The sequence below is a fragment of the Nostoc sp. genome (assembly GCF_036916735.1).
GTDB lineage: Bacteria > Cyanobacteriota > Cyanobacteriia > Cyanobacteriales > Nostocaceae > Nostoc.
In genome coordinates, this window is record NZ_JBALFV010000016.1 from 1 (window position 1) to 14,907 (window position 14,907).

16 protein-coding genes, 1 pseudogene and 1 riboswitch are annotated in these 14,907 nt (G+C 43.3%); of the genes and pseudogenes, 5 read left to right on the plus strand and 12 right to left on the minus strand.

Annotated features, from left to right (window positions below):
* Positions 1-358: 358 nt before the first annotated feature.
* Both thiC and V7L20_RS32490 read right to left on the minus strand, forming a co-directional pair.
* Entirely contained in the window at positions 359-1,732 is a 1,374-nt protein-coding gene (gene thiC, locus V7L20_RS04100) for a phosphomethylpyrimidine synthase (RefSeq protein WP_334742841.1), read from the minus strand.
* Between the two features lie 7 nt (positions 1,733-1,739).
* A riboswitch (TPP riboswitch) is annotated at positions 1,740-1,836 on the minus strand.
* Positions 1,837-1,881: 45 nt separating this feature from the next.
* Positions 1,882-1,995, minus strand: a pseudogene (locus tag V7L20_RS32490) (molybdopterin-dependent oxidoreductase); the annotation flags it as partial.
* A 130-nt stretch (positions 1,996-2,125) separates the two neighbouring features.
* On the opposite strand from V7L20_RS32490, the gene zwf reads away from it, so the two are divergent.
* The 3 genes from zwf to V7L20_RS04115 all read left to right on the plus strand — a co-directional run bounded on the left by zwf (position 2,126) and on the right by V7L20_RS04115 (position 4,588).
* Positions 2,126-3,664 carry a glucose-6-phosphate dehydrogenase gene (gene zwf / locus V7L20_RS04105; RefSeq protein WP_334742842.1) on the plus strand — a complete coding sequence of 513 codons (1,539 nt, stop codon included), beginning with the start codon at positions 2,126-2,128 and terminating at the stop codon, positions 3,662-3,664.
* 66 nt (positions 3,665-3,730) lie between these two features.
* Positions 3,731-4,132 (plus strand): fasciclin domain-containing protein, encoded by a 402-nt coding sequence (locus V7L20_RS04110; protein ID WP_334742843.1) that lies wholly within the window; start codon positions 3,731-3,733, stop codon positions 4,130-4,132.
* Between the two features lie 294 nt (positions 4,133-4,426).
* Entirely contained in the window at positions 4,427-4,588 is a 162-nt protein-coding gene (locus V7L20_RS04115) for a hypothetical protein (protein ID WP_334742844.1), read from the plus strand.
* Here V7L20_RS04115 and V7L20_RS04120 read toward each other — a convergent pair.
* The 8 genes from V7L20_RS04120 to rplU form a co-directional block, all read right to left on the minus strand.
* Positions 4,563-5,756, minus strand: coding sequence for an NADH:flavin oxidoreductase/NADH oxidase (locus V7L20_RS04120; protein ID WP_334742845.1), 1,194 nt, complete (start codon positions 5,754-5,756; stop codon positions 4,563-4,565). The genes V7L20_RS04115 and V7L20_RS04120 overlap by 26 nt on opposite strands.
* Before the next feature lie 385 nt (positions 5,757-6,141).
* A complete protein-coding gene (locus V7L20_RS04125) occupies positions 6,142-6,858 on the minus strand; it encodes a molybdopterin-dependent oxidoreductase (RefSeq protein ID WP_334742846.1) in 717 nt (238 codons plus the stop codon).
* Positions 6,859-6,865: 7 nt separating this feature from the next.
* Positions 6,866-7,462: a cytochrome b/b6 domain-containing protein gene (locus V7L20_RS04130; RefSeq protein WP_334742847.1), complete on the minus strand. Its 597-nt coding sequence runs from the start codon at positions 7,460-7,462 to the stop codon at positions 6,866-6,868.
* A 101-nt stretch (positions 7,463-7,563) separates the two neighbouring features.
* Complete coding sequence (locus V7L20_RS04135; RefSeq protein WP_334742848.1) at positions 7,564-8,256, minus strand: cytochrome c biogenesis CcdA family protein; 693 nt, start codon at positions 8,254-8,256, stop codon at positions 7,564-7,566.
* Between the two features lie 8 nt (positions 8,257-8,264).
* Positions 8,265-8,873, minus strand: coding sequence for a thioredoxin family protein (locus V7L20_RS04140; RefSeq protein WP_334742849.1), 609 nt, complete (start codon positions 8,871-8,873; stop codon positions 8,265-8,267).
* Positions 8,874-9,010: 137 nt separating this feature from the next.
* On the minus strand, positions 9,011-9,322 hold the full coding sequence (locus V7L20_RS04145) for a hypothetical protein (protein ID WP_334742850.1): 312 nt from the start codon (positions 9,320-9,322) through the stop codon (positions 9,011-9,013).
* 681 nt (positions 9,323-10,003) lie between these two features.
* Complete coding sequence (gene rpmA / locus V7L20_RS04150; protein ID WP_334742851.1) at positions 10,004-10,300, minus strand: 50S ribosomal protein L27; 297 nt, start codon at positions 10,298-10,300, stop codon at positions 10,004-10,006.
* Positions 10,301-10,327: 27 nt separating this feature from the next.
* Entirely contained in the window at positions 10,328-10,735 is a 408-nt protein-coding gene (gene rplU, locus V7L20_RS04155) for a 50S ribosomal protein L21 (protein ID WP_334742942.1), read from the minus strand.
* Between the two features lie 454 nt (positions 10,736-11,189).
* On the opposite strand from rplU, the gene V7L20_RS04160 reads away from it, so the two are divergent.
* Together V7L20_RS04160 and V7L20_RS04165 are read left to right on the plus strand one after the other, a co-directional pair.
* Positions 11,190-11,423, plus strand: coding sequence for a Nif11-like leader peptide family natural product precursor (locus V7L20_RS04160; protein ID WP_334742852.1), 234 nt, complete (start codon positions 11,190-11,192; stop codon positions 11,421-11,423).
* Between the two features lie 385 nt (positions 11,424-11,808).
* Positions 11,809-12,897 carry a nucleotidyltransferase domain-containing protein gene (locus tag V7L20_RS04165; protein ID WP_334742853.1) on the plus strand — a complete coding sequence of 363 codons (1,089 nt, stop codon included), beginning with the start codon at positions 11,809-11,811 and terminating at the stop codon, positions 12,895-12,897.
* Between the two features lie 92 nt (positions 12,898-12,989).
* Here the strand turns inward: V7L20_RS04165 and V7L20_RS04170 are convergent, their stop codons facing one another.
* Both V7L20_RS04170 and bchI read right to left on the minus strand, forming a co-directional pair.
* Positions 12,990-13,286 (minus strand): hypothetical protein, encoded by a 297-nt coding sequence (locus V7L20_RS04170; RefSeq protein ID WP_334742854.1) that lies wholly within the window; start codon positions 13,284-13,286, stop codon positions 12,990-12,992.
* Between the two features lie 161 nt (positions 13,287-13,447).
* A complete protein-coding gene (gene bchI / locus V7L20_RS04175; protein ID WP_334742855.1) occupies positions 13,448-14,572 on the minus strand; it encodes a magnesium chelatase ATPase subunit I in 1,125 nt (374 codons plus the stop codon).
* Between the last annotated feature and the right edge of the window lie 335 nt (positions 14,573-14,907).

Sequence of the window (14,907 nt, forward strand, 5' to 3'; positions counted from 1 at the left end):
GCAGCTTCCGCCTTGACGTTTCGGTGTTACGCGCAGTCTGTAGGAACTTTCGTCTTGACGTTTCGGTGTTACGCGCAGTCTGTAGCAGCTTCCGCTTTGACGTTTCGGTGTTACGCGCAGTCTGTAGGAACTTTCGTCTTAACGTTTCGGTGTTACGCGCAGTCTGTATCAACGCAATTGGATTACTCTTGTACAAAGTAAAAGTGCGATCGCAAAACCTAACCTTACATTTTGAGAGAAGCAAAACCATTTTGTCTCATTCCCAGTCCGAGACTGGGAATGAGGTTTTAAAAGAGTTTTAACTTATAGTTGATACCAGTTACAGAGGTTTTTCGACTTTTGCAAGAGGTCTAATCTGTTAACTTTGAGTCACAGCCTCTTTCGCCAAGAACTTCTCTAATTCTGTCAGTGCATCAGCATCAACCTTAGTTTGCATTGGGCAAAACTTAGGCCCACACATCGAACAAAACTCAGCAGTTTTATAGATATCTGCTGGTAAAGTTTCATCGTGATATTCCTTAGCTCTTTCTGGGTCGAGCGATAATTCAAACTGACGGTTCCAATCGAAGTTGTAACGCGCCTTAGAAAGTTCATCATCTCTATCTCTTGCACCAGAGCGATGTCTAGCAATATCAGCCGCATGAGCCGCTATTTTATAAGCAATCAACCCATTCCGCACATCTTCGGCATTTGGTAGACCTAAATGTTCTTTAGGTGTTACATAACACAGCATTGCAGTACCGTACCATCCAGCCATCGCAGCTCCAATAGCTGAAGTAATATGGTCATAGCCGGGAGCAATGTCTGTTACCAATGGCCCCAAAACATAGAAAGGTGCTTCAGAACACTCTTCCATCTGCTTACGGACGTTGAACTCAATTTGATCCATTGGGACGTGTCCAGGCCCTTCCACCATCACCTGTACATCATCTTCCCAGGCTTTGCGAGTTAACTGTCCAAGAGTTTTCAATTCAGCTAATTGTGCTTCATCTGAGGCATCATGGGTGCAGCCAGGACGTAGGGAATCTCCTAAACTGAATGAGACATCGTACTTTTTGAAAATCTCAATAATATCTTGGAAGTGGGTATAAAGCGGGTTTTGTTTGTGGTGATGTAGCATCCACCGCGCCAAAATCCCGCCGCCGCGAGAGACAATACCAGTGATGCGGCTTCTCACCAAAGGTAAATGCTCAATCAAAATCCCAGCGTGGATAGTTTGATAGTCTACTCCTTGCTGGGCGTGCTTTTCGATGATATGGAGAAAATCATCAGCAGTTAGATTCTCAATAGTGCCGTGGACGCTTTCTAAAGCTTGGTAAACCGGCACTGTACCAATGGGAACAGGTGAAGCCTTGATGATGGCGGTACGAATTTCATCCAAATTACCGCCGCCTGTGGACAAATCCATCACGGTATCAGCACCGTACTTCACGGATAGATTCAGCTTATCAACTTCTTCCTGAAGATTAGAAGAGTTGGGAGAAGCACCAATATTAGCATTTACCTTACATTTAGAGGCGATGCCAATAGCCATCGGCTCTAAATTAGTGTGATTTATATTAGCCGGGATAATCATTCGTCCCCGCGCTACTTCGTCACGAATTAGATCAGTAGGGAGATTTTCGCGCTGGGCGACGTAGTGCATTTCTTCGGTGATAACACCTTGGCGGGCGTAGTGCATTTGAGATACATTACTGTGCCCACGTCGTTTAGCAACCCATTCTGTCCGCATATTGTAATTCCTCAATAAACAGCTTCCCTCCGCTGGTATTACCCAGACTCAGGTGTTAAGGGTGTGATCTCAGCCTGCTTATATAGGCACCCCTAGCATGGATGTAGTGTACCACTTTGGTTCTATCTGGGGGCAAGAGTATTAAAAATTTATCCCTTACGAGGTAACAAATTGCTGAGGAATGTAATTTGAGTTACCCACTTGCTTTACTTATAGCCGAGTTTAATTGGGGATGCTAGGCGCATGGGCGCACCATTATCAACTGATCAGGTGTACTCGGTGCCTCACTATACTAGCATAGCTCTACAGGTGAAGGTAAGTTTGCAGATAAACTGCTGTCTGCAATGCGCTATAGTTTGGTGGATATCTTGAAGAACATGCGGAGATTTTATCATGACGGCTGCCACTACACCTCAGGTTCCTGTTGAAGCCTCAATCCGTCCGGCAGAACCCTGCGTGATCGTTATCTTCGGAGCAGCAGGAGATTTGACCAAGCGTCTGCTGCTTCCCGCCCTCTACAACCTCAAACAAAGCAATTTGCTGCCGCAGGAATTTGCGATCATTGGAGTCGCACACACTTCAATGAGTCAGGACGATTTTCGTAGCAAACTCGCCCAAGACATTCAGGAATTTGCAACGGTTTCGGTAGAGGATGATCTCTGGCAATCGCTTGAGCAACGACTCTACTATCTTGCTGGTGAGTTTGAGTCAGCTGACACTTACCATCAGTTGCAAGACTTACTCACTCAAATTGATCAAGATTGTGGCACTCAGGGAAACTATTTGTTCTACCTGGCAACTGGCTCTAACTTTTTTTGCGACATCATTACGCAGCTTGGCGCGGCAGGATTAGTCCGCGAAGAGGGCGATCGCTGGCGGCGAGTTATCATCGAGAAACCGTTTGGGCACGACTTGGACTCGGCTCGTAGCCTGAATAAATCCATTGGTGCTGTCCTTCAGGAAAAACAGATTTACCGCATTGATCACTACCTGGGCAAAGAGACTGTACAAAACATTCTGGTGTTTCGGTTTGGTAATGGCTTGTTTGAACCGATTTGGAATCGTGAACATATCGATCATGTACAGATTACCGTAGCTGAAACGGTTGGAGTCGAAGGCAGAGGCAACTTTTATGAAGGCACAGGCGCAGTGCGAGACATGGTGCAAAACCATCTGTTTCAACTGCTGGCAATGACGGCGATGGAACCGCCAGTATCGTTTTCAGCCGATGAGGTGCGTGATGAAAAGTCAAAACTATTGAAGTCCATCATTCCGCTCACTGCTGAAACTGTGCAAACTCATACTGTACGGGGACAGTATGGTGCGGCAACGGTGAAGGATACCCAAGTACCTGCTTATCGGTCAGAGCCACGAGTTGCGTCAGACTCTACCACTGAAACTTATGCTGCCTTAAAGCTGAACATCGACAACTGGCGCTGGGCAGGAGTGCCATTTTATCTCCGAACCGGCAAGCGTTTGGCTAAACGCGTGACTGAAATTGCAATTCAGTTTAAACAAGTACCTTCATTACTATTTCGCCAAACCTCAATTGAGCGTCTCACGCCTAATTTCTTGACCATCCGCATTCAACCACAGGAAGGAATTCATCTCCAATTTGGTGCAAAGGTGCCTGGCCCCGCTATGACAATGGATGCAGTGGAAATGGACTTTTGCTACAGTGATTACTTTGGCAAGATTCAGAGTACTGGCTATGAAACTTTGCTGTACGACTGCATGATCGGTGATGCGACTTTGTTTCAGCGATCAGATAACGTAGAACTGGGCTGGAGCGTCGTCACCCCCATTTTAGAGGCTTGGGCAACCACATCACCTGAAAACTTTCCCAACTACGCAGCAGGCTCATGGGGACCATCGGCAGCAGATGATTTGTTGATGCGCGATGGTCGGCAGTGGCACAAGATTGACCCATAGTCTAAACATACACTTATGTGCTAAATCTCTTAACATCAGGTTTTTGCACAATTGAGGTGACATCAGATGCCAGATATTATAGATACTGCAATTAATGCGGGTTCTTTCAACACCTTGGTAACAGCTATTACTACCGCTGGTCTTGATACTGCACTTAAGGGAGATGGACCATTTACTGTCTTTGCCCCAACAGACGAGGCCTTTTCCAAGCTTCCATCAGGAGCCGTAGAAGAACTTTTACAGGATGTGATTAAGTTAAGACAGGTTTTAGAGTACCATGTGGTTTCTGGCAAGATTAATGCAAGTGAACTAAATCAGGCGCAAAATATAACAACAAGCCTGGGAAAAGATATCAAAGTTAATACTGAGAATAATGTTAAGGTGAATGATGCTTACATTGTGACTCCGGATGTGGAAGCTGACAATGGTGTTATTCATGTTATTGATAATGTATTATTCCCTGAATAACTTTGTTTAGATGACTCGCTTTGATTGAATTTTGTCATTCAGATCGGATGAGCATTTAATTTTTTGCCTTTGTTAGCAATCAAAATCACCCAAACCAAATATGCTCATTCAGATTGAGTAGTTAATGTTGTATATTTGTTGCTGATAATTGGATTTAAATAGTTAAACATTTTCAATGAATCGTCAATAGATATACAACATATTTATATCGTTCAATATTCACCGCCCCTTTTGCTGAACCGTCGGGAGCAAGTACTCAAAGGCTGTAAATAGTTGGAAACAATCGTCTAACTTGTGAAGTTGCAAAAATTACATTGGGAGCAGGAGGCGATCGCCATAATATCATCTGCGGTTAAACACAAATCAATTGCGATCGCAGCGTGGCAATCTCAAACCTTACCATTGCGATCGCACCACCTGCTGTTTAGATTTATTTCCCCTGTCTCCGTTGTTTAACTGCATAGCCGTAGGGCAAAGCCCAGTTCGGTTCTTCATCTAAATGGCAACGCGCATGAATCGACCAATATGGATCGCGGAGCATTTCTCGACCGATGAGAACTAAATCCGCACATCCACGAGTAATTACTTGGTTGGCATACTCAGCCTCCTTTATCATCCCCACAGCCCCTGTTCTAATCCCAGCCTCTTCTCGGATTTTGGCAGCAAAAGGCACTTGATAACCTGTCTGCACGGGAATCCTGGCATGAGGGACTAAGCCTCCTGTGGAAACATCGATCAAATCAACGCCTAATTCCTTTAGTTCACGGGATAATATCACTGACTGCTTGAGATCCCAACCTCCCTCTACCCAGTCGGTAGCAGAGAGGCGTACAAAAAGCGGCATCCCGCTTGGCAGAATCTCTCTGATTCGTGTTGTCACCTCTAGTAACAAACGCATTCGGTTTTCCAACGAACCTCCATAACGATCTGTTCGTTGATTACTTAGCGGTGAAAGAAAAGAATGCAGTAGATATCCATGAGCCGAGTGGATTTCGATAATTTGAAAGCCCGCTTGAACCGCACGCTGCGCTGTGGCAACGAAGGCTTCAATCACCTCTTCAATCCCAGCCTCATCGAGGGGTATGGGAACGGGGCCGCCCTCTTGAAACGGGATTGGGCTTGGCCCGACTACCGGCCAAGCGTCTTGGTCTGGTGTCAAGGGTGTACCACCCAGCCAGGGAAGATTGCAACTTGCCTTCCGCCCAGCATGGGCTAATTGAATTCCTGCGATCGCTCTTTGCTCACGAAGAAAGCGGACAATGCGAGCTAGTGGCTCGATGTGCATATCGTCCCAAAGACCAAGATCGCCGGGGGTGATTCGCCCTTGGGCTGTCACGGCTGTCGCTTCTACTACAATCAGGTGAGTACCTCCAGCAGCCCGACTTCCCAAATGGACAAAGTGCCAATCATTTGCGAATCCATTCTCTGCCGAGTATTGACACATGGGTGACATCGCTATGCGATCAGCCAGCGTGATATCTCGAATTTTCAGTGGACTAAACAAGTCCACTTCCGGTACATCCGAATCGTGCAGACTGGTTGATTGACAACCGGGAGAATCTATGAATTCTATTTCGGTCTGGGCTGGGGATGATGGTAAGGTAGTTAGGTTCTCTGTAGTCATGCTGTTACTTTTGTGTGCTTTGTGGATTAACACCCGTGTCCTTTGTTAGCTCGTCAACATCAATGCTGGATAACGAGTCCAGATATTGGGTGTCCGATATTGTGTCACTTCCCAAACGATTTTTAACTAATCCCCATAATTCCCCATCCCTCTATAGTGTAGAGATGTAAGGAACTTCCAAATAAAAAAGCATCCTATCGCTGTGGAGGCAGGGGGGCAGGGAGCAGGGAGCAGGGGGAGAAAGAAAAATATTATCTGAGTAAATTGGATAATTTATTTTCTGGAAGTCCCCTAAAGAACTTCCAAATAAAAAAACATCCTATTGCAAACAGACAAGGAGAACAAGGTAAGATTTCCTTCCCATCTCCCCCTGCCCCCTGCTCCCTTATAGCCCTGCAAACCACTCATAGCCCTGATCCTCCCAATAGCCTTTACGAGGTAATAAATTGCTGAGGAATGTAATTTGAGTTACCCACTTGCTTTGCTTATAGCCAAGTTTAATTGGGGATGCTAGACGTATAGGCGCACCATTATCAACTGATAAAGGTTGTCCATTCTTTTGATAAGCCATGAGAGTTTGCGGATGTACAGCAGAGGCAATATCCCAGCTTTCATAGTAGCCATCAGCAGATTTGAAGTAGACATAGCGGACGTTTGGCTTCGGCTGTACCAGTGCTACTAAGTCTTGTAATCGCACACCTCCCCATTGAGTGATCGCAGCCCAGCCTTCAACACAGACATGGCGAATTACCATTGAAGTCAAGGGAAGTTTTTGAATATCTGCCATACTCAATTGCATCGCGTTACTAACTTCGCCATCAATTTTCAAGCGAAACTGCGCCGGATCAATTTGCGGCGTGAAGTCAAAGGTATTAATCAGCAACTTGTCTGGTTCTATGGCACTAACAGGAAATTCACCTACTGGTTTTTGACTTAGCAAGAGTGCTTCAAGATTTTGGTTTAGTGGCTCAGATATTTGCCGCAGATTATCTGAGAACAAATTTGTTCCACAGCCACCTAAAAGAAAACCTACCCCTGAAAGTCCAGATACTTGCAGTAACCGACGACGGGATAGGGTGCGTTTGGGAAGAATCAGACTCATATTACCTCTACAGGAACATAGACTTAACTAGACGGATGCTTCCTACCTTTAGGGCAAGTAAGGAATGACCAATTGTAAACAGTATGACTGTGGGAACAGTGATAAAGTGAACAGTGCGTAGAGTTTGCCAATTACCAAACAACTCGGAAAGCCAATGCAGTTGAGCAGGTTTATACATCGCCAGACCACTCAAGATTGCTAGCAGCAGCACTGGAATAATAGCAGTATAGACTAGCCGATGCCATGCGTAGTTTTTGCGCTTTGGGTTCTGGCTGACTTGCAATGCTTTTAAGTCACTGCGATCAGCAAAGCGACGCTGCCAACGACGAGTTACAAAGATATAAAGTCCATACCAAAGTAAGTTCAGTGAAAACAGCCACATAGCAGCAAAATGCCAATGTCTGCCACCCGCTAACCAACCTCCTAGCAACAGAAAGTCAGGAAAATGCCAACCTGCACGCCCTCCAAATACCGGATTGGCATTATATATTTGCAGTCCGCTAGCGATCATTAAGATGAGACTGATGATATTAATCCAGTGAAAGGTTTTTGATAGAAAAGTCTGATTTGGTGTTGAGTGGCCTTTGCGTTTAGATGAGATCATACCAATTTTGGATTTTGAATTTTGGATTTTAGATTTTTAGATTGTTCCCAGTTAGACTTTCGGATTGAGTCTTCTAATCTAAAATCTAAAATTGGCACGTTTCACAGAGATTGAGCAGGAAAAAATGGAGCCAGCCAAAGTTGTATCTGGACATCCCAACCGAGAAGAATAGCAATTGCTGTGGCCGCGATCGCTACGCCACCAATCCTCTGCAACACTGCACTATGGGAGCGGAGATTGAGGATTCGTTGGCTGAGTACTCGCCCACCGTAGGCGATCGCTAAAAGAGGCAGACCTGCTCCGATTCCATAAGCAAGCAGTAGCCAAAATGCACCTATGATTTGATGATTAACTGCTGCTAGTACTAAAATTCCCCCCAAAACCGGCCCAGCACAGGGAGTCCACAAAAGCCCCAACTGAGTCCCTAACAAAAACTCTCCCATGAGTCCGATTCGTCGAGTTTTCATAGCCCAATTGCCAACTGGAATGTAAGTAAATATTCGGTAACTCCAGGTAGGGAAAATTGCAAGTAATCCCAAAAATAAAAGGAGTGCGATCGCACCATTTCGTAGTAAATTAGCCAAGCCTGTAAACCAGCTTGCTGTAACACCTAGTAAACTACCTGCCAGTGCAAAACCAGCGATTAATCCCCCTAACAGTGATACTGGGCCATAAGTATGGGATTGGAGCGATCGCCCCAATAGCATAGGCAAAATCGGTAAAACACAGGGTGAAAGGACATTCAAAACTCCTCCTAATAAAGCCAGACTAATTGATAAAGTAGAAGTTGTCATAATTCCTTCTACCTCAATAGCTGGCGGATAGTTTGCTCTATTTTTTCGTATGCCCCTTCACCAATATGGTCATATTGTAGTAAACCCTGGCGATCGGCCAAAAACGTATGGGGCCAATACTGATTTTCGTAAGCATTCCAAGTTTTATACTCGTTATCAACTGGAACCGGATAAGTAATTTGGTGTTGTCGTAACGCCTTTTTTATATTGTTCGGATCTCGCTCAAAAGCAAACTCTGGTGTGTGGATGCCAATCACTTTAAGTCCCTGCGACTCATACTGTCGATGCCATCTAGTAATATAGGGCAGAGTACGCTGGCAGTTAATACAAGCAAAAGTCCAAAACTGGATTAGAACAACACTGCCTTTGAGGTCAGCGATCGACAAAGGAGTAGAATTAAGCCACTGACTAATACCCTGAAACTCTGGCAGACTCTTATCTGTGGAAGTTTTAACTGTAATAGCTTCCAAGTCTTGCGTATTATTACTTTTTGCAGGAGAGATAGAAGGGGCATCCACTTTTCTGAAGTTAGAAAATGTTGTGGCTGCACCAATTCCTACAACCCCCAACCCAAGATAAAAAAGTAACTGACGCCGACGGAGTAGGTTGTGATTCATCAGAATTTCTCCTCTTGAGGTCAGCCCCCTTTGGGAAAGTCAAAAGTCAAAAGTCAAAAGTCAAAAGAATTGTATTTTAAGCTCTTGCAGCATTTAAAATGGTATGTTTATTTACGCGCCCGCTCTACTAGTTGTGGTTAAGGCTTGGTGGAAGCCGGAGGTTGCTTCATAGCATCGCCAGCTTTGTCTTTGCCCATAGCATCTTTGCCCATAGCACCGCCAGCTTTATCTTTGCTCATCGCATCGCCAGCTTTGTCTTTGCCCATAGCATCACCAGTTTTATCTTTACCCATTGCATCTTTACCCATAGCATCACCGGCTTTATCCTTGCTCATCGCGGGAGTGGCTTCAGGAGCAATTTGATTGTTGCTTGCAGGACTGTTAGAGCAAGCAGTGAGACTAGTGGTTAAACTTAAACCAGCAATTAAACAAAGTATTTTCCAGTTCATAGTCTTCTTTTGTCCTTTGGATAGTTGTTTTTGTATTGATTGATTGAGAGGAAATTAAGCTACAACAGATTTATTAAGGCTATTGATCTAAAGAAGATACCTTCTTGTAGAGGACTTCATCAGAATTTTGCTACTGATGTTTGAGTTATCCCGAACATCCAAAGTATCTCAGTTAGAGTTGAGAGCTTATTGAAACGAAGGCATGATTTTCATAAAATTATCCCTTGATAAAATTTAGTTAATTCTCAGCATTTTCTCAGGTATTCATGGTGGCTCAAAGCCAGAATCTAATTTAGGTATTATTTCAGCAAAATCTCATACTGAAGAATGTAGAGACGTAGCAGTGCTACGTCTCTACAAGAGTTGTGGATAACGCACATTTAATTTATAAAGATGTTTAATCTAAAGAGTTTCAGAACAAACGTATCTCTGGCTGCCTATCCTAAACTTTGGAACATCCAAAAAAATTGGTGCTTAAGATTTGATATGGGATGCCTACGGCAGCAAACTACATAACCCAATTTTCTTGTGTAATATTTTTTTCTTGAAGAATATCAGCACTTTGATGCTCCTGATATTAATCTATGGGCAACAGACGAACAAAGCGACTTTTAAGCAACGGCTGGAATATGCGATCGCTAACTAGCAATTAGGGTGGGTAACAGTGCCCACCCTAACACTCTAACTTGCTACTGCCTCAGCAGGGACTGCCTCAGCAGCGGTTATAGGAGAATAAACACTAACTTTTTTACGAGTTTTGCCTTTTCTCTCAAACTTTACAACACCGTCGATTAAGGCAAACAGAGTGTCATCGCTACCAATACCGACGTTGTTACCAGGGTGAAATTTTGTGCCGCGCTGACGCACGAGAATGTTTCCTGCACGTACAACTTGACCGCCATAACGCTTGACACCCAGACGTTGGGCATTAGAATCACGACCGTTGCGTGTACTACCTGTTCCTTTCTTATGAGCCATGATTTCCTCTTGTGTATCTTCTTATTATTATTCAGCAGCGGTTTCAACTTCTTCGGCAGGAGTCTCATCTAAAACGGGGGTTTCCTTCTCCGTTTCTCCTTGGAAAGCAAATACTGCACCATTAAGGGTGATGGAGTCAATCATCAGTCTAGTAATTTCTTGACGATGCCCCCGCTTTTTGCGGGTTTTCTTTTTCGGCTTCATCTTGTATACCAGGACTTTACGACCTCTGTAATGTCGCATTACAGTCCCTTCCACAGTCGCACCTGTCACTAATGGCTGTCCAATGGTAACTTCACCATCGTGCTGCACGAGTAATACAGAGTTTATTGTAACTTTTTCATCTGGTTCAGTCGGAAGCAGTTCAATATCGTAAAACCTGCCTGGCTCTACTCGTATTTGTTTGCCGCCAGTTTCAATAATCGCGTAGGTCATGGAATTGTCCTTGAGGTTGCCGTACAGGTAGCTGGTTTTCATCTCTTATAAAGATGCTTTTAGCAGCTTTTGTAATATGTCTACCTGATCCGAGCGGGAGTTAGACAGACAATCTCACATCATATTTTATTAATATGTGTTAAGTCAAGCTCTTATTTGCCAAAAGTCGTCATGGCTGAATCACCCGCCCAAAGAACCTAAAATCTATTAACAATTGAAAATTGATGTTATTTAATTCAATACTGCTTCCATCTTAGGGCTGAGTTTTAAAAATTAGCAAAAATATTTAGACTAAAACTTATATTTTCTTGACAGAATCTACACAATTTTCTTCATTGTTTTTAAAATTAAACTTAACACGGTTCATCTAAAAGTTCTTCACAAAATTGAGTGATTCCACAGGAGTCAAATTACTAGATTCAAACCTGATATTTAAAACAGGAGATAGATTGTCATGACACAGCAAAATGCTACCCGACTTTTTAAAGCTGTAAAACAAGATCAAGCATTACAGCAAAGACTCAAAGCAACAGCTGATCCAGAAGCCTTCGTCAAGATTGCTCAAGAGCGTGGCTATGATTTCAGCGTCGAAGAACTGGAGAGTGAAATCAGCAAATTGTCTGAAGAAGATTTAGCTGCTATTGTTAATCCAGGATGGGGGAATAGACAGCACCTTAATCCTAGATAATTCCTGTTTTAGGAAAGCGAAAGTATAAGAACAACTGAATTAATAAGTTTTGCTCCTCAAAGGGATAGTGTTGCATCATCTCCTTTAGGAGCATTTCTGTTAAACTAAACAACTTTTGGTATTAATTATTAGTCATTAGGCACTTGTACTGAGCTTGTTCTGAGCATAGCCGTAAAGCCTGCGGCATAGCTACGCTTAGGGCGCAGCCTAAGAAGAGAAGGGCGTAGTCGTAAAGCCTACGGCATAGCTACGCTTAGGGCGCAGCCTAAGAAGAGAAGTATTGGGCATGGGGATTGTTATTCTAAATCCATTGCATCACCATTTCCCACTCACTTACCACCTGGTTAACTCATAAGTTAGGATGGCTATATTTTAATCAGGTGATATGAAAAGAATAGAAGTTGAGCAAAGAACTATTTTAATTGGTTTGGCAGGTAGCCACGGCTATGGTTTAAATCGTCCTGATTCAGACTTTGATTATCGAGGAGTATTTATCGCACCCAAAAGGTACTACTTGGGATTTGATCTTATAGAACAAAAAGATGCTGGTTGGGATGAACCAGGAATATTTCCATTCGTTGATAGCAACAAAGACACAGTTATATATGAATTAAGAAAAATCCTTCAGTTATTAGCAGGTGCGAATCCCAATGTTTTAGAATTGCTGTGGTTAAATAACTATCCTTTTTTAAACGCAGTTGGACAGCATTTAATTAATTATAAACAGCTATTTTTGAGTAAGAAAGTAAAACATACTTACACTGGTTATGCTTTTGCCCAAATCAAAAAAATGGAAACTCATCGTAAATGGTTGTTAAAGCCACCCCAAAAAAAACCAATACCATCTGATTTCGCCATAGAAGACGAAATGCCCCTCAGCAAAGATGAGTTAAATGCTTTTCTGGAATATCTTTATAACCTAATTAGAGGACGGATTGAGTTTTTGGAAGAAGCAGAACAATTATATCAATTGCTGACAGCAGATATTGATTTTAAAGGAGTGTTGAAACAATACACTTTACCTGATGAAACTTTGGAGTATACTCAAAAGTTAACCAATAGCCGTAAAGATTTTATCCGCCTGCTTCAGAAAAGCCAAAATTATCAAATTGCTTTAAGAGAATGGAAGGCTTACTTATCTTGGCAGAAAAATAGAAATCCGGCTAGGGCAGAAATGGAAAGAAAATCGGGTTTTGACCTCAAACATGGAATGCACTGTATTAGATTACTACGCAGTGGAGTAGAAATATTGCGACGAGGTGAAGTGATTGTAGATAGAAGAATAGCTGGTGATTTTGAGGATTTAAAAGCTATTTTGAAAGGTGAGTATTCTTATGAGGAGGTGATGAAAATTGCAGAAAATTTGGTTGCCGAAATGGAAATTGTTTATGAACAATCTACCCTACCTCACAAACCTGATTTAGAGCAAATTAATGATTTGTGTATGGAATTGGTGGAAATGCAGAATTGGTAAATGAAAAGTTAGGAGTAGAGACGCGATTAATCGCGTCTGTACAGGAGTTAGGAGTTTTTAATTAATTTCTTGCTCATAACTCATAACTAATTTTATGGAGCGTACATTAAATCAGCAAAGCCATAAAGGCTGATAATCAGCAATAGCGATGCTGTTAGCTGGGTAATTCGCGTCTGAGGTGAGGGCGCGATCGCTTCCCGCACTAAGATAGAAATAGATGCCCCAACTACTAAGCTCAAGCCTAAAATTAAATAGGGTCTGTCGGGTAAAATACTGGCAATAGCCAGCATAGCGATCGCTAATAAGAGCATCAATAATTCTACAAATCTGGGCGGGTTGTATTGGCTAGATAGAATAAAGGTGTTTAACCAAAAAGACCAAAATCTCATAATCACTTTTGAGTGCTAAATATTGAGTTAGACTCTGCCAAGTTTAGATTTTGAATTTTTGATTTTGGATTGAAGGAAAAATGCAAAATCGTTCGACTGAGCAAAGTGGAAGTCCAAAATCTAAAATCGTTCGACTGAGCGAAGTCGAAGTCCACAATTAATTAGCTCTTAGCCCCTAACTTTTGACCTGTGCCGTTTTTTTGTGCAGTATCACTTTCTGGTAGTTCAACACCAAAAACGCGGCTAAAAACTTTGGCGACTTTGTAGCCAGAATCAATCGATTCTAAGGGGTCTTTCCGCAGCCTGTGACGCAAGCATAGTGTAATTACGCGGTGGATATCATCAAGTGTAACTTCTGTGCGTCCTTCATAAGCTGTTAAAGCTTTAGCAGCGCGGTTACTAACAATGTCACCCCGTAAACCATCTACATCCAGTTCTGAACAGACTTCAGAAATTTTCACCCGTAGTTCATAGTCAATTTTCACTTCTGGCAAAAGCTGTTGAGCATTGACAATTTGCTCTTGCAGTGCTTCTTGCTGGGATTTGTAATTTTCGAGAAATACTAGAGGATTTTGGTCAAAATCCGCCCGTTGTTCCACGATTTGCACCCGCAAGGTTGGTTCTTTTACGGTGTGAATTTCTGCGTGCATCCCAAAGCGATCGAGCAATTGCGGGCGTAGTTCGCCTTCTTCCGGGTTTCCAGAACCCACAAGAACGAAACGCGCAGGGTGACGGATAGAAATACCTTCTCGTTCTACAGTGTTCCATCCACTCGCGGCGGAATCTAGTAGCACGTCTACGAGGTGGTCATCTAGTAAGTTGACTTCATCCACATAAAGAATGCCTCGGTTAGCCTTTGCCAGCAGTCCCGGTTCAAAAGCTTTGACACCTTCAGATAAAGCTTTCTCAATGTCGATTGTGCCACAAACTCGGTCTTCAGTAGCTCCTAGCGGCAGGTCTACCATTTGGACTTTTTTGTGAGTTACAGAAATTTGGGCCCCTTGTTCTAACAGTTGGCGGACTTCATCGCTCATCAAGTCGGGGTCGCTAGGATCGCTACTGAAGGGGTCATTGGCAACCACAGAAATTTCTGGCAGTAGATCCGCCAGCGCCCGGATAGTTGTGGATTTACCGGTACCGCGATCGCCCATGATCATTACACCACCAATTTTGGGGTCAATCACGTTCAATAGGAGCGCCAGTTTCATTTCTTCCTGGCCCACAATTGCCGTAAAAGGAAATACCACGCGACGCGCACTTGCCGTGGATTGAGCAGTTGGACTCACTAAATTACCTTAACAATATTTTTCTTATTACAGTTTTCTATTGTGACACAGGTGGGGTGTGGAGGAGTGTGAATATCAGGGGGCAGGCGGTAGGGAAGGCAGGGGGAGCAGGGAAGGTAGAGGAAGTTAAAGAAGAAAATTTTACTTTGTTCCCCTTGTCTCTTCCCAATCCCTCATGCCCAATGCCCCATTCCAATATCTATTGGGCACAAATGCCTACTAGCTGCGTCAACTATCTTAATTTGTCTGCTTTAGTTTTTCTGGTGCAAAAGTTCCATCCATAGGCAGGAAACGAACAACTACCAACTCACCAATTCAATACTAAGCATAAATAC